At 53.8% G+C, this 22,425-nt stretch carries 21 protein-coding genes and 2 tRNA genes; 17 read left to right on the forward strand and 6 right to left on the reverse strand.

Going from position 1 to position 22,425, the window contains the following annotated elements:
* Nucleotides 1-8: 8 nt before the first annotated feature.
* Entirely contained in the window at nucleotides 9-980 is a 972-nt protein-coding gene (gene ispB, locus ACOTYH_RS18970) for an octaprenyl diphosphate synthase (RefSeq protein ID WP_006812126.1), read from the reverse strand.
* A gap of 257 nt (nucleotides 981-1,237) precedes the next feature.
* Here ispB and rplU point away from each other — a divergent pair, with 257 nt between their 5' ends.
* The 4 genes from rplU (at nucleotide 1,238) to cgtA (ending at nucleotide 4,078) form a co-directional block, all read left to right on the forward strand.
* Nucleotides 1,238-1,549, forward strand: coding sequence for a 50S ribosomal protein L21 (rplU, locus tag ACOTYH_RS18975; protein ID WP_003025032.1), 312 nt, complete (start codon nucleotides 1,238-1,240; stop codon nucleotides 1,547-1,549).
* Between the two features lie 19 nt (nucleotides 1,550-1,568).
* A complete protein-coding gene (rpmA, locus tag ACOTYH_RS18980; RefSeq protein ID WP_003861831.1) occupies nucleotides 1,569-1,826 on the forward strand; it encodes a 50S ribosomal protein L27 in 258 nt (85 codons plus the stop codon).
* A 95-nt stretch (nucleotides 1,827-1,921) separates the two neighbouring features.
* A complete protein-coding gene (locus ACOTYH_RS18985; protein ID WP_015571979.1) occupies nucleotides 1,922-2,887 on the forward strand; it encodes a DMT family transporter in 966 nt (321 codons plus the stop codon).
* Between the two features lie 15 nt (nucleotides 2,888-2,902).
* The gene (gene cgtA / locus ACOTYH_RS18990) at nucleotides 2,903-4,078 is read left to right on the forward strand and encodes an Obg family GTPase CgtA (RefSeq protein WP_006812124.1); all 1,176 of its coding nucleotides are present in this window, start codon (nucleotides 2,903-2,905) and stop codon (nucleotides 4,076-4,078) included.
* A gap of 33 nt (nucleotides 4,079-4,111) precedes the next feature.
* On the opposite strand, the gene pmrB is transcribed toward cgtA, so the two are convergent.
* From pmrB to dacB, 3 genes are read right to left on the reverse strand one after another with little or no spacing between them, the layout of a single operon-like run.
* Complete coding sequence (pmrB, locus tag ACOTYH_RS18995; RefSeq protein WP_045141577.1) at nucleotides 4,112-5,155, reverse strand: two-component system sensor histidine kinase PmrB; 1,044 nt, start codon at nucleotides 5,153-5,155, stop codon at nucleotides 4,112-4,114.
* A complete protein-coding gene (gene pmrA, locus ACOTYH_RS19000; RefSeq protein ID WP_015571977.1) occupies nucleotides 5,152-5,814 on the reverse strand; it encodes a two-component system response regulator PmrA in 663 nt (220 codons plus the stop codon). Before pmrA ends, pmrB begins: the two co-directional genes overlap by 4 nt.
* Before the next feature lie 2 nt (nucleotides 5,815-5,816).
* Nucleotides 5,817-7,250, reverse strand: coding sequence for a serine-type D-Ala-D-Ala carboxypeptidase (dacB, locus tag ACOTYH_RS19005; RefSeq protein WP_003861817.1), 1,434 nt, complete (start codon nucleotides 7,248-7,250; stop codon nucleotides 5,817-5,819).
* 228 nt (nucleotides 7,251-7,478) lie between these two features.
* Between dacB and greA the strand changes: the two genes are divergently transcribed.
* Complete coding sequence (greA, locus tag ACOTYH_RS19010) at nucleotides 7,479-7,955, forward strand: transcription elongation factor GreA (protein WP_006812122.1); 477 nt, start codon at nucleotides 7,479-7,481, stop codon at nucleotides 7,953-7,955.
* 151 nt (nucleotides 7,956-8,106) lie between these two features.
* Here the strand turns inward: greA and yhbY are convergent, their stop codons facing one another.
* Nucleotides 8,107-8,400: a ribosome assembly RNA-binding protein YhbY gene (gene yhbY, locus ACOTYH_RS19015; protein ID WP_003861814.1), complete on the reverse strand. Its 294-nt coding sequence runs from the start codon at nucleotides 8,398-8,400 to the stop codon at nucleotides 8,107-8,109.
* Nucleotides 8,401-8,527: 127 nt separating this feature from the next.
* Between yhbY and rlmE the strand changes: the two genes are divergently transcribed.
* The 6 genes from rlmE to ACOTYH_RS19045 all read left to right on the forward strand — a co-directional run bounded on the left by rlmE (nucleotide 8,528) and on the right by ACOTYH_RS19045 (nucleotide 14,119).
* Nucleotides 8,528-9,154, forward strand: coding sequence for a 23S rRNA (uridine(2552)-2'-O)-methyltransferase RlmE (rlmE, locus tag ACOTYH_RS19020; protein ID WP_003861812.1), 627 nt, complete (start codon nucleotides 8,528-8,530; stop codon nucleotides 9,152-9,154).
* Nucleotides 9,155-9,256: 102 nt separating this feature from the next.
* Nucleotides 9,257-11,191 carry an ATP-dependent zinc metalloprotease FtsH gene (gene ftsH / locus ACOTYH_RS19025; protein ID WP_003861810.1) on the forward strand — a complete coding sequence of 645 codons (1,935 nt, stop codon included), beginning with the start codon at nucleotides 9,257-9,259 and terminating at the stop codon, nucleotides 11,189-11,191.
* 98 nt (nucleotides 11,192-11,289) lie between these two features.
* Entirely contained in the window at nucleotides 11,290-12,138 is an 849-nt protein-coding gene (folP, locus tag ACOTYH_RS19030; RefSeq protein WP_003861807.1) for a dihydropteroate synthase, read from the forward strand.
* Complete coding sequence (gene glmM, locus ACOTYH_RS19035; protein ID WP_017693917.1) at nucleotides 12,131-13,468, forward strand: phosphoglucosamine mutase; 1,338 nt, start codon at nucleotides 12,131-12,133, stop codon at nucleotides 13,466-13,468. Before folP ends, glmM begins: the two co-directional genes overlap by 8 nt.
* Before the next feature lie 222 nt (nucleotides 13,469-13,690).
* Nucleotides 13,691-14,023, forward strand: coding sequence for a preprotein translocase subunit SecG (secG, locus tag ACOTYH_RS19040; protein ID WP_003861803.1), 333 nt, complete (start codon nucleotides 13,691-13,693; stop codon nucleotides 14,021-14,023).
* A 9-nt stretch (nucleotides 14,024-14,032) separates the two neighbouring features.
* Nucleotides 14,033-14,119, forward strand: a tRNA-Leu gene (locus ACOTYH_RS19045).
* A gap of 187 nt (nucleotides 14,120-14,306) precedes the next feature.
* Here ACOTYH_RS19045 and argG read toward each other — a convergent pair.
* Nucleotides 14,307-15,653: an argininosuccinate synthase gene (gene argG, locus ACOTYH_RS19050; protein WP_015571974.1), complete on the reverse strand. Its 1,347-nt coding sequence runs from the start codon at nucleotides 15,651-15,653 to the stop codon at nucleotides 14,307-14,309.
* Between the two features lie 286 nt (nucleotides 15,654-15,939).
* Here argG and ACOTYH_RS19055 point away from each other — a divergent pair.
* The 6 genes from ACOTYH_RS19055 (at nucleotide 15,940) to truB (ending at nucleotide 22,380) form a co-directional block, all read left to right on the forward strand.
* A tRNA-Met gene (locus tag ACOTYH_RS19055) sits at nucleotides 15,940-16,016 on the forward strand.
* A gap of 207 nt (nucleotides 16,017-16,223) precedes the next feature.
* Nucleotides 16,224-16,676: a ribosome maturation factor RimP gene (gene rimP / locus ACOTYH_RS19060; protein ID WP_014833432.1), complete on the forward strand. Its 453-nt coding sequence runs from the start codon at nucleotides 16,224-16,226 to the stop codon at nucleotides 16,674-16,676.
* Between the two features lie 28 nt (nucleotides 16,677-16,704).
* Nucleotides 16,705-18,207, forward strand: coding sequence for a transcription termination factor NusA (gene nusA, locus ACOTYH_RS19065; protein ID WP_003861798.1), 1,503 nt, complete (start codon nucleotides 16,705-16,707; stop codon nucleotides 18,205-18,207).
* Between the two features lie 24 nt (nucleotides 18,208-18,231).
* Nucleotides 18,232-20,919 carry a translation initiation factor IF-2 gene (gene infB, locus ACOTYH_RS19070; RefSeq protein WP_006812117.1) on the forward strand — a complete coding sequence of 896 codons (2,688 nt, stop codon included), beginning with the start codon at nucleotides 18,232-18,234 and terminating at the stop codon, nucleotides 20,917-20,919.
* A 106-nt stretch (nucleotides 20,920-21,025) separates the two neighbouring features.
* A complete protein-coding gene (gene rbfA, locus ACOTYH_RS19075; protein ID WP_003861793.1) occupies nucleotides 21,026-21,430 on the forward strand; it encodes a 30S ribosome-binding factor RbfA in 405 nt (134 codons plus the stop codon).
* Nucleotides 21,430-22,380, forward strand: a complete 951-nt coding sequence (gene truB / locus ACOTYH_RS19080; RefSeq protein ID WP_017693918.1) for a tRNA pseudouridine(55) synthase TruB — start codon at nucleotides 21,430-21,432, stop codon at nucleotides 22,378-22,380. The genes rbfA and truB overlap by 1 nt, the downstream gene beginning before the upstream one ends.
* Nucleotides 22,381-22,425: the final 45 nt, after the last annotated feature.

Consider the following 22,425-nt stretch of genomic DNA (forward strand, 5'->3'; position numbering starts at 1 on the left):
GGAGGGGATTATCGGTCGCGCTGGACGGCGATGTGCGCGAGGCCGATTAGCGCATCACGCCATGGGCTGTCGGGAATGACCTGAATGGCGGCGATGGCTTTGTCCGCTTCTTCTTCAGCGCGCTGACGCGTCCATTCCAGGGAGCCGCAGATAGCCATTGTTTCCAGTACCGGTTCCAGAAGATGGCGTCCATTTCCCTGCTCGATAGCCTCCCGGATCATTTTCGCCTGCTCTGGTGTGCCATTGCGCATCGCGTGGAGCAGCGGCAGCGTTGGCTTGCCTTCGTTCAGGTCATCGCCGACGTTTTTACCGAGCGTTTCGCCATCCGCGCTGTAGTCCAGCAAATCATCAATCAGCTGGAACGCGGTGCCGAGGTAACGGCCATAGTCCTGAAGGCCCTTTTCCTGAGCTTCGCTACAGCCTGCCAGAATGCCGGAGCATTGCGCGGCGGCTTCGAACAGACGTGCGGTCTTGCTGTAAATCACCCGCATATAGTTTTCTTCGGTGATGTCCGGGTCGTTGACGTTCATCAGCTGTAGGACTTCACCTTCAGCGATAACGTTCACGGCTTCTGACATCACTTCCAGCACCTTCAGCGAGCCAAGGCTGGTCATCATCTGGAAGGCTCGGGTATAGATAAAATCGCCTACCAGAACGCTTGCCGCATTACCAAACGCGGCGTTGGCGGTGGCTTTACCACGACGCATGTCTGATTCATCCACAACATCGTCGTGAAGCAGGGTGGCGGTGTGGATAAATTCGATCAGCGCCGCGATCGTGACGTGGGCATTTCCCTGATAGCCAACCGCGCGTGCGGCCAGAATGGCAATCATCGGACGAATACGTTTACCGCCGCCGCTGACGATGTAATAGCCCAACTGATTGATCAGCTGAACGTCAGAGTTGAGTTGCTCCAGGATTGCTGCATTCACACCCGCCATATCTTGCGCGGTTAACTCATTGATTTTTTCTAAATTCATCGCAAAAGCCGGGCTTTTTATCCTGTTTATCCCACACGAGATGGGTACACAAAGGGTTTCGGTTTATAAATAGTATTGCTGATTGTACTGAAAAAACGGCTCAGATAAACGTTACCGTACGTGTTGTGTTTTTTTTCTTCATGTATTGATGGTAGCACTTGTCAAAGGCTCGCGTTTTGCGTAATATTCGCGCCCTATTGTGAATATTTATAGCGCACTCTGAATCATACGAGGATGTGCGCGGAAGCGGAGTTTATATGTACGCGGTTTTCCAAAGTGGTGGTAAACAACACCGAGTAAGCGAAGGTCAGACCGTTCGCCTGGAAAAGCTGGACATCGCAACTGGCGAATCTGTTGAGTTCGCTGAAGTTCTGATGATCGCAAACGGTGAAGAAGTCAAAATCGGCGTTCCTTTCGTTGATGGCGGCGTTATCAAAGCTGAAGTTGTTGCTCACGGTCGTGGCGAGAAAGTTAAAATCGTTAAGTTTCGTCGTCGTAAACACTATCGTAAGCAGCAGGGCCACCGTCAGTGGTTCACTGATGTGAAAATTACTGGCATCAGCGCCTAAGACCTGAGGAGAGATTTAAATGGCACATAAAAAGGCTGGCGGCTCCACACGTAACGGTCGCGATTCAGAAGCTAAACGCCTGGGCGTTAAGCGTTTTGGTGGCGAATCCGTTCTGGCGGGTAGCATCATCGTTCGTCAGCGTGGCACCAAGTTCCACGCGGGTACCAACGTAGGTTGCGGTCGTGACCACACTCTGTTTGCTAAAGCAGACGGTAAAGTGAAATTTGAAGTTAAAGGCCCGAACAACCGTAAATACATCAGCATCGTTGCTGAGTAAGGTTTTCTCGGTCCGGTAACGGATTAAAGCCCCGCAACGTGTTGCGGGGCTTTTTACATTGGAAACCCGGAAAATTTTCTGTAGGGAAAACGGGCATGAAGCAGCAGGCCGGCATGGGTATTCTTTTGGCGCTCACTACCGCAATGTGCTGGGGTGCGCTGCCAATTGCAATGAAGCAGGTACTGGAAGTCATGGAGCCACCGACGGTGGTGTTTTATCGCTTCCTGATGGCAAGCATAGGCCTGGGCGCCATTCTGGCCGTCAAAGGTAAGCTGCCACCGCTGCGCATCTTCCGAAAACCGCGTTGGCTGGTGTTACTGGCTATCGCGACGGGCGGTCTGTTCGGTAACTTCATTCTGTTCAGCTCTTCCCTGCAATATCTTAGCCCTACAGCGTCGCAGGTGATTGGTCAGCTTTCACCGGTCGGCATGATGGTCGCCAGCGTATTCATCCTCAAGGAGAAGATGCGCGGCACGCAGATCATCGGGGCAAGCATGCTGCTTTGCGGGCTGGTGATGTTCTTTAACACCAGCCTGATTGAGATTTTTACCCGCCTGACGGATTACACCTGGGGTGTCATTTTTGGGGTGGGTGCAGCAACGGTCTGGGTGAGTTATGGCGTCGCGCAAAAGGTGTTATTGCGCCGTCTTGCCTCACAGCAGATCCTCTTTTTGCTGTACACTTTGTGTACACTGGCATTATTGCCTTTAGCGAAGCCGGGTGTAATTACCCAGCTCAGCGACTGGCAACTGGCGTGCCTCATTTTTTGTGGGCTGAATACGCTGGTCGGTTATGGCGCTCTGGCTGAAGCCATGGCGCGCTGGCAGGCAGCACAGGTGAGCGCCTTAATCACGCTTACCCCGCTGTTTACGCTGTTATTTTCAGATTTGTTATCAATGGCCTGGCCCGATGTCTTCGTCAAGCCGATGCTCAACCTGTTGGGTTATCTCGGTGCGTTTGTCGTGGTTGCGGGCGCGATGTATTCCGCCATTGGTCATCGTCTTTGGGGGCGTTGGCGCAAAAATGAAGCGGTTGTAATAGTCCCCCGCTCAGGCGAATGAGTTACGGAGAGTAAAATGAAGTTTGTTGATGAAGCGACGATTCTGGTCGTGGCAGGTGATGGCGGTAACGGTTGTGTAAGCTTCCGCCGTGAAAAATATATTCCTCGTGGCGGTCCTGACGGCGGTGACGGTGGGGACGGTGGCGACGTGTGGCTGGAGGCGGATGAAAACCTCAACACGCTGATCGACTACCGTTTCGAAAAATCTTTCCGCGCCGAGCGTGGCCAGAACGGCCAGAGCCGCGACTGTACCGGTAAACGCGGTAAAGACGTGACGATCAAAGTGCCGGTGGGTACGCGTGTCATCGATCAGGGCACGGGCGAAACCATGGGTGATATGACCAAACACGGTCAGCGCCTGATGGTGGCGAAAGGCGGCTGGCATGGTCTGGGTAACAGCCGTTTCAAATCTTCCGTTAACCGTACCCCGCGTCAGAAAACCATGGGTACCCCGGGTGATAAGCGCGACCTGCAACTGGAACTGATGCTGCTGGCGGATGTGGGGATGCTGGGTATGCCAAACGCCGGTAAATCGACGTTTATCCGTGCGGTCTCTGCGGCGAAACCCAAAGTAGCGGATTATCCGTTTACGACGCTGGTGCCGAGCCTGGGCGTTGTCCGTATGGATAACGAGAAGAGCTTTGTGGTCGCTGACATCCCGGGTCTGATTGAAGGGGCAGCAGAAGGCGCCGGTCTGGGTATTCGCTTCCTGAAGCACCTTGAGCGTTGTCGCGTACTGTTGCACCTCATCGACATCGATCCAATCGACGGTTCCGATCCGGTTGAAAACGCCCGTATTATTATTGGCGAGCTGGAGAAATACAGTGAAAAACTGGCGCAAAAACCGCGCTGGCTGGTATTTAACAAGATCGACCTGATGGATAAAGCGGAAGCTGAAGCGAAAGCTAAAGCGATTGCCGACGCGATGGGTTGGGAAGATAAGTACTATCTGATCTCTGCCGCCAGCCAGGTTGGCGTGAAAGATCTCTGCTGGGATGTGATGACCTTTATCATCGAGAATCCGGTTGTTCAGGCAGAAGAGGCGAAACAGCCTGAAAAAGTCGAATTCATGTGGGATGACTACCACCGCCAGCAGCTCGAAGAGCTGGAAGCGGAAGAAGATGATGAAGACTGGGACGATGACTGGGATGAAGACGACGAAGAAGGCGTCGAGTTCATCTACAAGCACTAACCCCTGTATAAAGCCCCTTAACGGGGCTTTTTTTTATCCTATTTTCGCCGGTAACCAACAGCTGGCGATGAGGCCGCCCTCAGCGCCGTTCTCCAGCGTTAAATGGCCATGATGGAGCTGTACGATACGCTGTACGATGCTCAGCCCAAGGCCGCTGCCGCCGTAGCGCTGGTCGAGACGTCGGAAAGGTTCGGTGATCGACTGGCGGTGCGCCTCATCAATACCCGGCCCCTGATCGGTAACGCTCACCCGGGTACCGCCCTCCGTCGCTGTTAATGCCACTTCAATGGTTGTGCCTGCTGGGCTGTAGCGGGCGGCATTCTCCAGAAGGTTCCTTAGCATCAGACGTAACAGGACGGCGTCCCCCTGTACCGTCAGCGCGCTGTGGGCCGGCCATATTACCGTATGCTCTTTGGCTTCATGCTCCAGGCTGAGCGGAGCAATGATCGTCTCTGTCCAGTTCACGGTATCGTAATGGCCGCTGGCCATCGCCTGCCCGGCACGCGCCAGCATCAGCAGCTGTTCTACCGTGTGCATCAACTGATCGATACGGCTTATCAGTGGCGTGGCCTGCGGGGAACCGGACTGAGCCATCAGTTCCAGATGGAGCCTGATCCCCGCAAGCGGCGTACGTAACTCGTGTGCCGCATCGGCGGTAAACAGGCGTTCCTGTTGAATAGTGTGGTCCAGCCGGGCGAGGAGTTGATTGAGCGACGCGGTCACAGCGCCTATCTCTTCCATATCGGAATACATCGGCAGGGGAGTCAGATTATCCGCCGAACGATTCGCAAGGCTGGCGCGAAGTTTGTTGAGTGGTCGGGTGATCCAGGTGACTGCCCAGAATGAGAAGAGCAGGGTAAAACCGACCATTACCAGAGAAGGGACCAGCAGGGAGGCAATGGCTTCGCGGATCTCTTTTTCGACATGGTTGTTGCGCGCTTTGGCGGACAACGTTTCGTTCACCAGAAAACCGATCTGCTCGCGGCTCTCATGCCACAGCCAGACTACGCTAATGAGTTGAAAAAATAGCAGAATAACCGCCAGCAACACCATTAATCGCCGGCGCATACTGTTCATTTCTGGCTCTCCAGACGGTAACCCACGCCGCGTACGGTTTTGATGCGATCTTTACCGAGCTTGCGCCGCAGATTATGAATGTGAACTTCAAGCGTGTTTGATCCCGGATCGTCCTGCCAGGAGTAGATGTCCTGTTGCAGCGTTTCACGGTGCACGGTCTGCCCGCTGCGCATGATCAGGCGCGTCAGCAGAGCGAACTCTTTTGGCGTCACTTCCACAGGCTGAGACTGGCGCAACACCTGCTGAGTTTGCAGATTGAGGGTGATATCTCCGTCCGTCAGCAGGTTGTCGCTGTGGCCCTGATAGCGGCGGATCAACGCCCGTACGCGAGCCTGTAGCTCGGCAAGGGCGAAGGGTTTTACCAGATAATCGTCAGCGCCAGAATCCAGCCCGTTAATTCTGTCTTCAATGGCATCGCGGGCGGTGAGAATCAAGACGGGATTCTCAACCCCGCGACGACGCCACTGGCAGAGCAGCGTCGCGCCGTCTTTATCCGGCAGCCCTAAATCCAGGATCACGAGGCTGTATTCACCGCTCTGGATCAGGGCATCTGCTTCAGCGGCCGTGGTGGCACAATCCAGGGCGTAGCCTTCATTCCCCAGCGCCAGCGCTAACCCTTCCTGCAATAACAGATCGTCTTCAACTATCAGTAGTTTCATCGCTAGTTATTCTGGTAGATGTCCTTATAGAGCCTGCTTTCGAAACGCACCAGTGGAATACGGCGATTGCGCTGGTCAGCCGGTTCGACGGCATAGCCGGAAAGATACTGCACAAATGCCATGCGTTGTCCGCTGGCGGTAGTGATAAAACCGGCAAGGTTGTAAACGCCTTGCAGGGAACCCGTTTTGGCTGACACTTTGCCATCCACGCCCGCAGCGTGAAGGCCCGCGCGGTACTGAAGAGAGCCGTCATGTCCGGCAAGCGGCAGCATCGTAATAAAGTTTAGCTCAGCGTCATGCTGAGCAATATACTGCAACACCTGCATCATGGTGGCCGGGGAGATCAGGTTATGACGCGATAAACCGGAACCATCAACGGCGATCGTATTGCCCAGATCGATACCTGCCTGCTGGCGCAGGATCTGACGTACGGCATCAGAACCGGCCCGCCAGGTGCCCGGCACACCAAAGCGCGCGTGCCCGATCATGCGGAACACCGTATCGGCAATCATGTTATCCGACTTTTTCAGCATAATCTTAAGCAAATCATGCAGTGGCGCGGACTGTTTGCTGGCAATCACCGTGCCTGGCTCATTTACCTGCGTCTGGCGCAGCAGCGTTCCAGTGTAGGTTATGCCCGCCTGCTTCAGTTCATCTTTAAAAATGGCACCGGCATAGCCCGCGCCATCCTGAATGGCGAAGGCCAGCGGGAGGGGATCGGCCCGCTGGGTCAGGCAGCCGGTGAGCGTATAGCGATTGAGATCGCCCGGTACCACGTCCAGCTCGCAATACTGCGCCTCCGGGGAGCCTTTCGCCAGCGTCCGCACCTGGCTGAACATCGTGACCGGGTAGTATGAGGCCACGCGGATAAAAGCTAAGTCATTTGGTTTTGGCGCGCTGTAAAGCGATACGGAGAAGCAGTTACGGTCAACGATGGCGGCGGCTGGCGGGGCGCTAAAGCACTGCGTCATGTCGTTCCACGGCCAGCCAGGCGCTTTATCGTGGCTGGCGAAAATGGAGGTGTCGATCAGCACGTTGCCATCAATTTTTGTTACGCCGGATTTTTTCAGTACCGCCACCATATTGCGGACATCCTGGCGCTTAAAGGTGGGATCGCCACCAAAACGGGCGATAAGATCACCTTTCAGTTCGCCACCCTCAACGTTACCTCTGGTTTCAAGGGTGGTAGTAAAACGGAAGTCAGGCCCGAGCTGGAGCAGGGCGGCGAGGGCAGTGATCACCTTCTGGGTACTGGCAGGCAGCGCCATCTGTTGACTGTGATAGTCAATCTCGGGAGCCTGCGCGCCAACCTTCTGCACCATCAGGGCAAGGTTCGCGCCGGCGGGCAGTTGATTAATGTACTCATCAACATTCGCGGCCTGAACGGTGAACGTTATACTGGTAGTCAATCCGATGATAAAACTGGAAAATCGCATAATCTCGCGCTAACAACCCGAAAACAAACCGTCATACTACGGTGCATGGCACTGTAAAGTAAACGATGACCCATAGTGAACTTCGCGGTAAAATGCGTATCAAATTGAAAAATTGCTGCTGACCTGGGGCGTTGCTCCCGGGTCGGTTTTCTTTTTGCTTCTGGCCTGTTCAGGTGGGCTGGAGCAGGGAACACTGCTCCCAACAGGAATGTTTAAGAGGTATAACAAATGCAAGCTATTCCGATGACCTTACGTGGTGCCGAAAAACTGCGCGAAGAGCTGGATTTTCTCAAATCCGTGCGTCGCCCTGAAATCATCGCCGCTATCGCGGAAGCGCGTGAGCATGGCGACCTGAAAGAGAATGCTGAATACCACGCGGCGCGTGAGCAGCAGGGTTTCTGTGAGGGGCGCATTAAAGATATCGAGGCGAAACTGTCTAACGCGCAGGTTATCGATATCACCAAAATGCCAAATAATGGCCGTGTGATCTTCGGCTCTACCGTCAGCGTCCTGAATCTGGACAACGACGAAGAGCAGACCTATCGCATCGTGGGTGATGATGAAGCGGACTTCAAACAGAACCTGATTTCGGTGAACTCGCCGATTGCTCGTGGCCTGATTGGCAAAGAGCAGGACGATGTGGTCACCATCCGCACCCCTGGTGGTGAAGTGGAATACGAAATTATTAAGGTTGAATACCTGTAATTCGCTTCTCTACTAAGATGTTGATACATTGTAAAGAAAAGAAAAAGGCCGCATAGCGGCCTTTTATCAACTCAAGGAGCATGGCATTTTGCTCGCCTGCTGAAAGAAATCCCTCGTTTCACACAGAAAATGTGTTCGATTCAGGATATCCTTAACGTGGCAGCGAGATTTTGCGCTCTTTTGATGGGCGATAGAGCACCAGCGTTTTACCGATGACCTGTACATTACAGGCGCCGGTTTCGCGCACGATGGCTTCCACGATCAGGTTTTTAGTGTCTCTGTCTTCAGAGGCGATTTTCACCTTGATCAGCTCGTGGTGTTCCAGCGCTTGTTCAATCTCGGCAAGCACCCCTTCGGTCAAACCATTGTTGCCAAGCATCACTACAGGCTTGAGCGGATGTGCCAGACCTTTAAGGTGCTGTTTTTGTTTAGTACTCAGATTCATCGTATATTTTTGCTTACGTTGGGATTGAAAACGGTTCATTCTACCGCCATCTCCCTAATATCGCCAAATAGCTGCGTAGAAATTTACGTCACAGGCAAGCAACGATGAACCAGGACGGAAATGTTAAATGACAGGTAAAAAGCGTTCTGCCAGCTCCAGCCGCTGGCTTCAGGAACACTTTAGCGATAAATATGTTCAACAGGCGCAGAAAAAGGGGTTGCGTTCCCGCGCCTGGTTTAAACTTGATGAAATACAGCAAAGTGACAAACTTTTTAAACCGGGAATGACGGTGGTCGACCTCGGTGCGGCACCTGGCGGATGGTCCCAGTATGCGGTTACGCAGATCGGCGGAACGGGCCGAATCATCGCATGCGATCTTTTACCAATGGATCCCATCGTCGGTGTCGACTTCCTTCAGGGCGACTTTCGTGATGAATTAGTGCTTAAAGCACTACTTGATCGTGTAGGTGACAGTAAGGTCCAGGTTGTCATGTCGGATATGGCGCCAAATATGTGTGGAACACCGGCGGTGGATATCCCCCGCGCCATGTATCTGGTGGAACTAGCGTTAGAAATGTGTCGTGATGTACTAGCGCCTGGTGGTAGTTTTGTTGTGAAGGTGTTTCAGGGCGAAGGTTTCGAGGAGTATCTTAAGGAAATTCGCTCCCTGTTTGCGAAGGTCAAAGTTCGTAAGCCGGACTCTTCCCGGGCCCGTTCCCGTGAAGTGTATATTGTAGCGACCGGGCGAAAATGATAACCGGTAGATTTCAGGCGAAAGTTTGAATGAAACTGGATATAGAGTATCCTGACGCTGTTTTTAACACAGTTGTAATATGAGGTTAATCCCTTGAGTGACATGGCGAAAAACCTAATACTCTGGCTGGTCATTGCCGTTGTGCTGATGTCAGTATTCCAGAGCTTTGGGCCCAGCGAGTCGAATGGCCGCAAGGTGGATTATTCTACCTTCCTGCAAGAGGTCAATCAGGACCAGGTTCGCGAAGCGCGTATCAACGGACGTGAGATCAACGTTACCAAGAAAGATAGTAACCGTTACACGACTTACATCCCGGTGAACGATCCTAAGCTGCTTGATAACCTTCTGACCAAAAACGTCAAAGTGGTAGGCGAGCCGCCGGAAGAACCAAGCCTGCTGGCTTCTATCTTCATTTCCTGGTTCCCGATGCTGCTTCTTATCGGCGTCTGGATCTTCTTTATGCGCCAGATGCAGGGCGGTGGTGGCAAAGGTGCCATGTCGTTCGGTAAGAGCAAGGCGCGTATGCTGACGGAAGACCAGATCAAGACCACGTTTGCTGACGTAGCAGGTTGTGACGAAGCAAAAGAAGAGGTGGGTGAACTGGTTGAATACCTGCGCGAGCCGAGCCGTTTCCAAAAACTGGGCGGTAAGATCCCGAAAGGCGTCCTGATGGTCGGCCCTCCGGGTACCGGTAAAACCCTGCTGGCAAAAGCCATCGCGGGTGAAGCGAAGGTGCCGTTCTTTACTATTTCAGGTTCTGACTTCGTTGAAATGTTCGTGGGTGTCGGTGCATCTCGTGTGCGTGACATGTTCGAGCAGGCTAAGAAGGCAGCACCGTGCATCATCTTCATCGATGAAATCGACGCCGTAGGCCGCCAGCGTGGCGCAGGCCTGGGTGGTGGTCACGATGAACGTGAGCAGACGCTGAACCAGATGCTGGTTGAGATGGACGGCTTCGAAGGTAACGAAGGTATCATCGTTATCGCGGCAACTAACCGTCCGGACGTACTCGACCCTGCGCTGCTGCGTCCAGGCCGTTTTGACCGTCAGGTTGTGGTCGGTCTGCCGGATGTTCGCGGTCGTGAACAGATTCTGAAAGTGCATATGCGACGCGTACCGCTGGCGCCAGATATCGACGCGGCAATCATCGCGCGTGGTACTCCAGGCTTCTCCGGTGCGGATCTGGCTAACCTGGTCAACGAAGCAGCACTGTTTGCCGCTCGCGGTAACAAGCGCGTGGTGTCCATGGTGGAATTCGAGAAAGCGAAAGACAAAATCATGATGGGTGCGGAACGTCGCTCCATGGTGATGACGGAAGCGCAGAAAGAGTCCACGGCATATCACGAAGCGGGCCACGCGATTATCGGTCGTCTGGTGCCGGAACACGATCCCGTACACAAGGTGACGATTATTCCGCGCGGTCGTGCGCTGGGTGTGACCTTCTTCCTGCCTGAAGGCGACGCGATCAGCGCCAGCCGTCAGAAGCTGGAAAGCCAGATTTCAACCCTGTACGGCGGTCGTCTGGCTGAAGAGATTATCTACGGTGCGGAACATGTTTCCACCGGTGCGTCGAACGATATTAAAGTGGCGACAAACCTGGCGCGTAACATGGTGACTCAGTGGGGCTTCTCCGACAAACTCGGTCCGCTGCTGTATGCAGAGGAAGAGGGCGAAGTATTCCTGGGCCGCTCTGTGGCAAAAGCGAAACATATGTCCGATGAAACGGCACGTATCATCGACCAGGAAGTGAAAGCGCTGATTGAACGTAACTACGCTCGCGCCCGTCAGATCCTGAACGACAATATGGACATCCTGCATTCGATGAAAGATGCGCTCATGAAATATGAGACCATCGATGCACCGCAGATTGACGACCTGATGGCGCGCCGCGAAGTGCGTCCGCCGGCAGGCTGGGAAGACCCAGGCGCGTCTAACAATTCTGACAACAATGGCACCCCGCGTGCGCCGCGTCCGGTCGATGAACCGCGTACGCCAAACCCGGGCAACACCATGTCAGAGCAGTTGGGCGACAAGTAAGTCACTGCTGTTGAAGCGTTTGTCTGTATCTCAAACCCTGGAGCTTGCTCCGGGGTTTTTCTTATCTGTTTAACCACATTAATCCCAGGGACTTCACCATGAAACTATTCGCCCAGGACTCGCATCTCGACCTTTCACATCCCCATGTGATGGGGATCCTGAATGTCACGCCTGATTCCTTCTCTGACGGCGGCACGCATAATTCGCTTATCGACGCGGTTAAACACGCGAATTTAATGATTAACGCGGGTGCCACCATCATTGACGTTGGAGGGGAGTCAACGCGGCCTGGCGCGGCGGAGGTTTCGGTGGAAGAAGAGCTGGCGCGCGTGGTGCCAGTGGTGGAGGCTATCGCCCGGCGCTTTGAAGTGTGGATCTCCGTTGATACCTCCAAACCCGAAGTGATCCGTGAAGTGGCGAGAGTGGGCGCTCACATTATCAATGATATCCGCTCGCTGACCGAGCCGGGCGCGATTGAAGCCGCCGCAGAAACCGGGCTACCGGTGTGTCTGATGCATATGCAGGGTCAGCCTAAGACAATGCAGGAGGCGCCAAAATATGAAGATGTGTTTGCCGACGTCACCCGCTTCTTTATTGAGCATATCGAACGCTGTGAACGTGCGGGTATCGCAAAAGAGAAATTGCTGCTCGACCCGGGCTTCGGTTTCGGTAAAAATCTCTCACACAATTACGCGTTGCTTGCGCGCTTATCAGAGTTTCATCAGTTCGGCCTGCCACTGCTGGTGGGAATGTCGAGAAAATCGATGATTGGTCAGTTGTTGAATGTCGGGCCGAGCGAACGTCTGAGCGGCAGTCTGGCCTGCGCGGTGATTGCCGCGATGCAAGGTGCACACATCATTCGCGTCCATGACGTAAAAGAAACAGTAGAAGCCATGCGTGTGGTAGAAGCCACACTGGCAGCGAAGGAAAACAAACGCTATGAGTAATCGTAAATATTTTGGTACCGATGGCATCCGTGGGCGCGTAGGCGATGCGCCAATTACCCCTGACTTTGTCCTGAAGCTGGGCTGGGCAGCGGGGAAAGTGCTGGCGCGTCATGGCTCCCGTAAGATCATTATTGGGAAAGATACCCGTATTTCGGGTTATATGCTGGAGTCCGCGCTGGAAGCCGGGCTGGCGGCGGCGGGGCTTTCAGCTTCCTTTACGGGGCCAATGCCGACCCCTGCTGTTGCCTATCTGACCCGCACCTTCCGTGCGGAAGCGGGCATCGTCATTTCAGCTTCCCATAATCCGTTCTATGACAACGGTATCAAATTCTTCTCCATCGACGGCACCAAACTGCCGGATGACGTGGAAGAGGCGATTGAAGCGGAAATGGAAAAAGAGATCACCTGTGTTGACTCCGCTGAGCTGGGTAAAGCAAACCGTATTGTCGATGCCGCAGGCCGCTACATTGAATTCTGCAAAGGCACTTTCCCGAATGAGCTGAGCCTGGCACACCTCAAAATTGTGGTGGACTGTGCCAACGGTGCGACTTACCACATTGCGCCGAATGTGTTCCGCGAGCTGGGTGCGAAAGTGATCACTATCGGCTGCGAGCCGGACGGTCTGAACATCAACGAAGAAGTTGGCGCGACAGACGTGCGTGCCTTGCAGGCGCGTGTCCTGGCTGAAAAGGCCGATCTGGGTATTGCCCTGGATGGCGATGGTGACCGTGTGATCATGGTTGACCACGAAGGTAACAAGGTCGATGGCGATCAGATCCTCTACATCATTGCGCGTGAAGGCCTGCGTCAGGGGCAGCTGCGCGGTGGCGCGGTCGGTACGCTTATGAGCAACATGGGACTCGAACTGGCGCTGAAACAGCTGGGCATCCCGTTTGTCCGTGCGAAAGTGGGTGACCGCTACGTGCTGGAAAAACTTCAGGAGAAAGGCTGGCGTATTGGCGCGGAAAACTCCGGCCACGTGATCCTGCTTGATAAAACCACCACCGGTGACGGTATTGTGGCGGCGCTTCAGGTTGTTGCCGCGATGGCGCGTAACCATATGAGCCTGCACGATCTGTGCAGCGGCATGAAAATGTTCCCGCAGATTCTGGTCAATGTGCGTTTCACCGCGGGTAAAGGCGACCCGCTGGAAAATGATAACGTGAAAGCGGTGATGGCAGACGTGGAAGCGACTCTTGGCAGCCGTGGGCGCGTCCTGCTGCGTAAGTCGGGTACCGAGCCGCTGATCCGCGTGATGGTGGAAGGCGAAGACGAAGCGCAGGTAACCGAATTTGCGCACCGCATTGCGGATGCAGTCAAAGCTGCATAATCTTTCAGAATAAGTGTTTAAAAAGGCGGCGTTTGCCGCCTTTGTTTTAAGCAATGAATGGCTTTTTGCTGTTTTTTTCCGCAGTTGATACAATGCCTCGAAAATGCCCTTGCGAAGGTGATTCGCTTTGGTTAGTATTCACACCCGCTTCAGTGGGAAACAAAATCCTGCTAATTGGTCGAAGCATTGGTATGCGGCAAATCCGCAAGGAACAGGTTGATTATGTACGAAGCTCTTTTAGTTATTTTCCTTATTGTAGCCATCGCTCTCGTAGCGCTGATTATGCTACAGCAAGGTAAAGGCGCTGATATGGGAGCCTCCTTCGGAGCAGGCGCTTCCGGTACGCTGTTCGGTTCAAGTGGTTCTGCGAACTTCATGACCCGTACGACGGCGATTCTGGCTACGCTGTTCTTCATCATCAGTCTGGTGCTGGGCAATATCAACAGCAACAAGACCAGTAAAGGAAGCGAGTGGGAAAATCTGAGCGCGCCAGCAAAAACTGAGCAAACTCAGCCAGCTGCACCGGCTAAGCCAACCAGCGATATCCCGCAGTAAGTATTCCGTACCGAGGTGGTGGAATTGGTAGACACGCTACCTTGAGGTGGTAGTGCCCTAACGGGCTTGTGGGTTCGAGTCCCATCCTCGGTACCAATATTCCAGAAGAAAGACGTCGCAAGACGTCTTTTTTTTCGTCTGTACATTCTGTGTATCCGATCTTTTGTAGGGCGGGTAAGCGCAGCGCCACCCGCCGTTTTGCCCGGTGGCGCTGCGCTTACCGGGCCTACGAAGAGCATAAAAAAGGCGCCCAATGGGCGCCTTTTGCATGACTTGCTGTCGATTATTTCTTATCGCTGTGTTCCAGGTTCTCAACCTGAGGGAGGCCATTACCGGAACTGGCGGAGAGCAGGCCATTCTCAACATAGTTGAACAGCTTCTCACGGGTATCGGTGATGTCCAGGTTACGCATGGTCAGCTGGCCAATACGATCGTCCGGAGAGAACACTGACTCACCTTTCTCCATGGTCAGACGCTCTGCTTTATAGGTCAGGTTGTCAGACACGGTATTGAGGATGGAGTAATCATTGCCGCGACGCAGTTCCAGCGTCACTTCGCCGGTGATTGCGCTTGCCACCCAACGTTGCAGGGCGTCACGCAGCATCAGCGCCTGTGGATCAAACCAGCGACCCTGATACAGCAGTTTGCCCAGCTGACGGCCATGAGAGTGATACTGCTCGATGGTGTCTTCGTTGTGAATACCGGTCAGCAGACGCTCGTAAGCGATGTGCAGCAGCGCCATCCCCGGCGCTTCGTAAATGCCACGGCTTTTCGCTTCGATGATACGGTTTTCGATCTGATCGCTCATACCCAGACCGTGACGACCGCCGATGCGGTTTGCTTCCAGCATCAGTTCAACATCGTCGGAGAAGGTTTTACCGTTCAGGGCAACCGGATGACCACGTTCGAAACGCACGGTCACTTCTTCCGCCGGGATCTTCACGTTCTCATCCCAGAACTTCACGCCCATGATCGGGTTAACAATTTTTACGCTGGAGTTCAGGAATTCCAGGTCTTTCGCTTCGTGCGTCGCACCCAGCATGTTGGAGTCGGTTGAGTAGGCTTTCTCAACGGACATCTTGTAGTCAAAGCCGCAGGCAATCATAAACTCAGACATTTCATGACGGCCACCCAGCTCGTCGATGAAGTCGGTATCCAGCCACGGTTTGTAGATCTGCAACTCGGCGTTGGTCAGCAGGCCATAACGATAGAAACGTTCAATATCGTTGCCTTTATAGGTGCTACCGTCCCCCCAGATGTTCACGCCATCTTCTTTCATGGCGGCAACCAGCATAGTGCCGGTGACGGCACGACCCAGCGGGGTGGTATTGAAATAGGTCAGGCCGCCGGTCGTATTATGGAAAGCACCGCACTGGATTGCGGCAATCCCTTCGGCAACCAGCTGCTTACGGCAGTCGATCAGACGTGCGTTCTCTGCGCCATATTCCATGGCACGACGAGGGATCGCGTCATAATCTTCCTCGTCCGGCTGACCCAGGTTCGCAGTATATGCATAAGGAACCGCTCCCTTCTGGCGCATCCACAGCAGTGCAGCGCTGGTATCCAGGCCGCCAGAAAAAGCGATGCCAATACGTTGTCCTACCGGGAGATGCTTGAGAATCGTCGTCATATAATAAAACCCTGCTTGATTGACTGATTAGAGACCGCTTTCGCTCTCGATGCATGTTTATGCAAAATAAGTGAGTATTCATTTAATCATCTTTTATCGACGACCGAAAGAGACGTGTGCGTTTTTTGTAAAAATTTCCCTTTTATTGCCCTGGCTGAAGTTGGGTTGACAGGTGGGGTCAACTATCAATATACTGAACGCCGATTTTACGTCCCGTCTTCGGTACCAAATCCCAGCATTATTTGCAAATTCTGTCCAAAACGCGTAGAATTTGCCACGTTTCAGGCGCGGGGTGGAGCAGCCTGGTAGCTCGTCGGGCTCATAACCCGAAGGTCGTCGGTTCAAATCCGGCCCCCGCAACCACTTTCCCATAAAGTTCTTTTTCAAATATACTGTGAAGACTTAGAGCCTTCGTAGCTGGATTTGAAAAAATGCTTTCGGAGAGTGCTCCAGGCCACAGTTGTGGCTATAGGGTTCAGTTATCTAAAGCCCCGATTTATCGGGGTTTTTTGTTATCTGACTACAGAATAACTGGGCTTTACGCCCTTTTTTTATGTCTTGGGGGTGGGCTTGTCCACATTAGAGCAAAAATTAACAGAGATGATTACTGCGCCGGTCGAAGCACTGGGCTACGAACTGGTCGGCATCGAATTCGTTCGCGGCCGTACATCCACACTGCGCATCTATATTGATAGTGAAGATGGCATCAATGTTGATGATTGTGCTGATGTCAGCCACCAGGTGAGTGCGGTTCTTGATGTTGAAGATCCGATTACCGTTGCGTACAACCTGGAAGTTTCCTCACCTGGCCTCGATCGTCCGATGTTCACGGCCGAGCACTACGTGCGCTTTACCGGTGAAGAAGTGGCTCTCGTTCTGCGTATGGCCGTACAGAACCGCCGTAAATGGCAGGGAATTATCAAAGCCGTTGATGGTGAAATGATCACGGTGACAGTCGAAGGCAAAGATGAAGTGTTCGCGCTGAGTAATATCCAGAAGGCGAACCTGGTTCCCCACTTTTAACAGTCTGGATTGAGGTGAAAAGCCCGCGATGAACAAAGAAATTTTGGCTGTTGTTGAAGCCGTCTCCAACGAGAAATCACTGCCGCGTGAGAAGATTTTCGAAGCGCTGGAAAGTGCACTGGCTACAGCAACCAAGAAAAAATACGAACAAGAGATCGATGTTCGCGTAGAAATCGATCGTAAAAGCGGTGACTTCGATACATTCCGTCGTTGGGTAATCGTTGAAGAAGTGACCCAACCGACCAAAGAGATCACCCTGGAAGCGGCACGTTTTGAAGACGAAAGTCTGAACGTGGGTGACTACGTTGAAGATCAGATTGAATCTGTTACCTTCGACCGTATCACCACCCAGACCGCGAAGCAGGTTATCGTGCAGAAAGTGCGCGAAGCCGAGCGCGCGCTGGTTGTCGATCAGTTCCGCGATCAGGAAGGCGAAATCATCACTGGCGTGGTGAAGAAAGTGAACCGCGACAACATCTCTCTGGAGATCAAATCCGAAGGGCTGCCGGGTAACGCTGAAGCCGTGATCCTGCGTGAAGACATGCTGCCGCGTGAAAACTTCCGCCCAGGCGACCGTATTCGTGGTGTGCTGTATGCCGTACGTCCTGAAGCGCGTGGTGCACAGCTGTTTGTGACGCGTTCTAAACCAGAAATGCTGGTTGAACTGTTCCGTATCGAAGTGCCGGAAATCGGCGAAGAAGTTATCGAGATCAAAGCGGCGGCTCGCGATCCGGGTTCCCGTGCGAAAATCGCGGTGAAAACCAACGACAAGCGTATCGACCCGGTCGGTGCTTGCGTCGGTATGCGTGGCGCACGTGTTCAGGCGGTTTCTACCGAACTGGGCGGCGAGCGCATTGATATCGTTCTGTGGGACGATAACCCGGCGCAGTTCGTGATCAACGCAATGGCACCGGCTGATGTGGCGTCTATCGTTGTTGACGAAGACAAACACACCATGGATATCGCTGTAGAAGCGGGCAACCTGGCGCAGGCGATTGGCCGTAACGGTCAGAACGTACGTCTGGCGTCACAGCTGAGCGGCTGGGAACTCAACGTGATGACCGTTGATGACCTTCAGGCCAAGCATCAGGCTGAAGCCCACGCGGCGATCGATACCTTCACCAAATACCTGGACATTGACGAAGACTTCGCCACTGTGCTGGTTGAAGAAGGTTTCTCTACGCTGGAAGAACTGGCCTACGTGCCAATGAAAGAGCTGCTGGAAATTGACGGTCTGGATGAACCAACCGTTGAAGCCCTGCGTGAACGCGCTAAAAACGCACTGACCACCCTGGCGCTGGCTCAGGAAGAAAGCCTTGGCGATAAGAAGCCGGCTGATGACCTGCTGAATCTGGAAGGTCTTGATCGTGCGATTGCGTTCAAGCTGGCTGCCCGTGGTGTTTGTACGCTGGAAGATCTCGCTGAGCAAGGCGTTGATGACCTGGCCGATATCGAAGGTTTAACCGACGAGAAAGCCGGCGAACTCATCATGGCCGCACGTAATATTTGCTGGTTCGGCGACGAAGCGTAATAAACTGTAGCAGGAAGGAACAGCATGACTGATGTAACTGTAAAATCGCTGGCTGCTGAGATTCAGACCTCCGTGGACCGCCTGGTACAGCAATTTGCTGATGCAGGGATCCCGAAGTCCGCTGATGACTCGGTGACCGCGCAAGAAAAACAAACCTTGTTAGCGCACCTGAACCGTGAACACGGCTCTACGCCTGACAAGTTAACGCTACAGCGTAAAACGCGTAGCACGTTGAACATCCCTGGTACCGGTGGCAAAAGCAAGTCGGTACAAATTGAAGTCCGCAAGACGCGCACCTTTGTAAAACGTGATCCGCAAGAGGCAGAACGCCTTGCCGCGGAAGAGCAGGCACAGCGTGAAGCGGAAGAACAAGCTCAGCGTGAGGCAGAAGCCACTGCCAAACGTGAAGCAGAATTAAAAGCTGAACGTGAGGCCGCAGAAAAAGCGAAACGCGACGCCGGTGAAAAAGCGAAGCGTGACGCTGCGGAAAAAGACAAAGTGAGCAATCAACAGACTGACGAAATGACCAAAACTGCCCAGGCTGAAAAAGCCCGCCGTGAAAATGAAGCTGCCGAGCTGAAGCGTAAAGCGGAAGAAGAAGCCCGCCGCAAGCTTGAAGAAGAAGCTCGCCGCGTCGCCGAAGAAGCGCGTCGCATGGCAGAAGAAAACGAGAAGAACGGTGTGAATACCGCTGAACCAACTGAAGATACCAGCGATTATCACGTCACCACGTCTCAGCATGCGCGTCAGGCAGAAGACGACAACGACCGCGAAGTTGAAGGTGGTCGTGGCCGTACTCGCAGTGCAAAAGCTGCGCGTCCTGCGAAAAAAGGTAACAAACACGCTGAATCAAAAGCTGACCGTGAAGAAGCGCGTGCAGCGGTTCGCGGCGGTAAAGGCGGCAAGCGTAAAGGTTCCGCTCTCCAGCAGGGCTTCCAGAAGCCTGCTCAGGCCGTTAACCGTGACGTTGTGATCGGCGAAACCATCACCGTTGGCGAACTGGCTAACAAGATGGCGGTGAAAGGCTCTCAGGTCATCAAAGCGATGATGAAACTGGGCGCAATGGCCACCATCAACCAGGTCATCGACCAGGAAACCGCACAGCTGGTTGCCGAAGAGATGGGCCACAAAGTTATCCTGCGTCGTGAAAACGAGCTGGAAGAAGCAGTAATGAGCGACCGTGATACGGGCGCAGCGGCTGAACCGCGCGCACCGGTCGTGACCATCATGGGTCACGTTGACCACGGTAAAACCTCTCTGCTTGACTACATTCGTTCTACTAAGGTTGCCTCCGGCGAAGCGGGTGGTATTACCCAGCACATCGGTGCTTACCACGTAGAAACCGAAAACGGCATGATCACCTTCCTGGATACCCCAGGCCACGCAGCGTTTACCTCAATGCGTGCTCGTGGTGCTCAGGCAACGGATATCGTTGTTCTGGTTGTTGCTGCCGACGATGGCGTGATGCCACAGACCATTGAAGCTATCCAGCACGCGAAAGCGGCGCAGGTGCCTCTGGTTGTCGCAGTTAACAAAATCGATAAGCCAGAAGCCGATATGGATCGCGTGAAGAACGAACTGTCCCAGTACGGCGTTATGCCGGAAGAGTGGGGCGGTGAAGCGCAGTTCATCCCTGTATCAGCAAAAGCAGGTACCGGTATCGACGACCTGCTGAACGCTATCCTGCTTCAGGCTGAAGTTCTGGAGCTGAAAGCGGTTCGTAAAGGTATGGCGAGCGGCGCGGTAATCGAATCCTTCCTGGATAAAGGTCGTGGTCCGGTTGCAACCGTTCTGGTTCGCGAAGGTACTCTGCACAAGGGCGACATCGTTCTGTGTGGTTTCGAATACGGTCGCGTTCGTGCGATGCGTAACGAACTGGGTCAGGAAGTGCTGGAAGCGGGTCCGTCCATTCCAGTGGAAATTCTCGGCCTGTCCGGTGTTCCGGCTGCCGGTGACGAAGTCACCGTGGTACGTGACGAGAAGAAAGCGCGTGAAGTCGCTCTGTATCGTCAGGGTAAATTCCGTGAAGTGAAGCTGGCTCGTCAGCAGAAATCTAAACTCGAGAACATGTTCGCCAACATGACCGAAGGCGAAGTTCACGAAGTGAACATCGTTCTGAAAGCGGACGTTCAGGGTTCTGTGGAAGCGATCTCCGACTCCTTGCTGAAACTGTCTACCGACGAAGTGAAAGTGAAGATCATCGGTTCTGGCGTAGGTGGTATCACCGAAACCGACGCAACCCTGGCAGCAGCGTCCAACGCGATCCTGGTTGGCTTCAACGTTCGTGCTGACGCATCTGCGCGTAAAGTGATTGATGCTGAAAGCCTGGATCTGCGTTACTACTCCGTCATCTATAACCTGATTGACGAAGTGAAAGCAGCGATGAGCGGCATGCTGTCTCCTGAGCTGAAACAGCAGATCATCGGTCTGGCTGAAGTACGTGACGTGTTCAAATCACCGAAATTCGGTGCGATCGCGGGCTGTATGGTTACCGAAGGGACCATCAAGCGTCACAACCCAATCCGCGTACTGCGTGACAACGTGGTTATCTACGAAGGTGAGCTGGAATCCCTGCGCCGCTTCAAAGATGACGTTAACGAAGTCCGTAACGGCATGGAATGTGGTATCGGCGTGAAGAACTACAACGACGTTCGCGTTGGCGATATGATCGAAGTGTTCGAGATCATCGAAATTCAGCGTACCATCGCGTAATCTTCGTCAACTGAAGATTAATTAGCGTAGGCCGGGTAAGCGAAGCGCCACCCGGCAGTAATTTTAAAAAGGGGCTTAAGCCCCTTTTTTGTCTGGAGAATTTATTATGGCGAAAGAATTTGGTCGCCCACAGCGCGTCGCGCAGGAGATGCAGAAAGAGATCGCTCTCATTCTGCAACGTGAAATCAAAGATCCACGCGTGGGTATGATGACCACCGTGTCTGGCGTGGAAATGTCCCGCGACCTGGCGTACGCCAAAGTGTTTGTTACTTTCCTGAATGACCAGGATGAAGACGCCGTGAAGAACGGCATTAAAGCGTTGCAGGAAGCCTCTGGTTTCATCCGCTCTCTGCTTGGCAAAGCAATGCGCCTGCGTATCGTGCCAGAGCTGACCTTCTTCTACGACAACTCGCTGGTTGAAGGTATGCGTATGTCCAACCTGGTGACCAGCGTGGTGAAACATGACGATGAGCGTCGTGTTAACCCGGCGGACGACAGCAAGGAGGACTGATGAGTCGTCCTCGTCGTCGCGGTCGTGACGTGCATGGCGTGCTGTTGCTGGATAAACCACAGGGCGCATCCAGCAACGACGTGCTGCAAAAAGTGAAGCGTATTTATAACGCCAACCGTGCAGGGCACACTGGCGCGCTGGATCCGCTGGCAACCGGCATGCTGCCGATCTGCCTGGGGGAAGCGACAAAGTTTTCCCAGTACCTGCTGGATTCGGATAAGCGCTACCGCGTGATTGCCAAACTGGGCCAGCGCACGGATACCTCCGATGCAGATGGCCTGGTGGTGGAAGAGCGCCCAGTGACCTTCAGCGCGGAGCAACTTGATGCGGCGCTGGACAGCTTCCGTGGTGATACGCTACAGGTGCCGTCGATGTATTCGGCGCTGAAATATCAGGGCAAAAAGCTCTACGAATATGCGCGTCAGGGCATTGAGGTTCCGCGTGAAGCTCGTCCGATTACCGTGTATGAGTTGCTGTTCATTCGCCACGAAGGTGATGAACTCGAGCTGGAAGTACACTGTTCGAAAGGGACCTATATCCGCACCATCATTGATGACCTCGGTGAAAAGCTGGGCTGCGGCGCGCATGTGATTTATCTGCGTCGTCTGGCGGTCAGCAAATATCCGGTCGAACGCATGGTGACGCTTGAGCATCTGCACGCCCTGGTTGAGCAGGCGCAAGCGCAGGGCGTTGCGCCTGCCGATCTGCTGGACCCGCTGCTGATGCCAATGGACAGTCCGGCAGTGGACTTCCCGGTTGTTAATCTTCCTTTAACATCGTCCGTTTACTTTAAGAACGGAAACCCGGTTCGCACATCGGGGGCGCCGCTTGAGGGCCTGGTACGCGTGACGGAAGGTGACGAAGGGAAATTCATCGGTATGGGCGAAATGGACGGCGAAGGGCGTGTGGCGCCGCGTCGTCTGGTCGTCGAATATCCGGTCGAAGCGTGACGGTGATAACGCCTCACCTTGCGATAAGCAGGGGAGACGAGTAGA

The sequence above is a fragment of the Enterobacter cloacae complex sp. SHL001 genome, assembly GCF_049236825.1.
Taxonomy (GTDB): domain Bacteria; phylum Pseudomonadota; class Gammaproteobacteria; order Enterobacterales; family Enterobacteriaceae; genus Enterobacter; species Enterobacter hormaechei_C.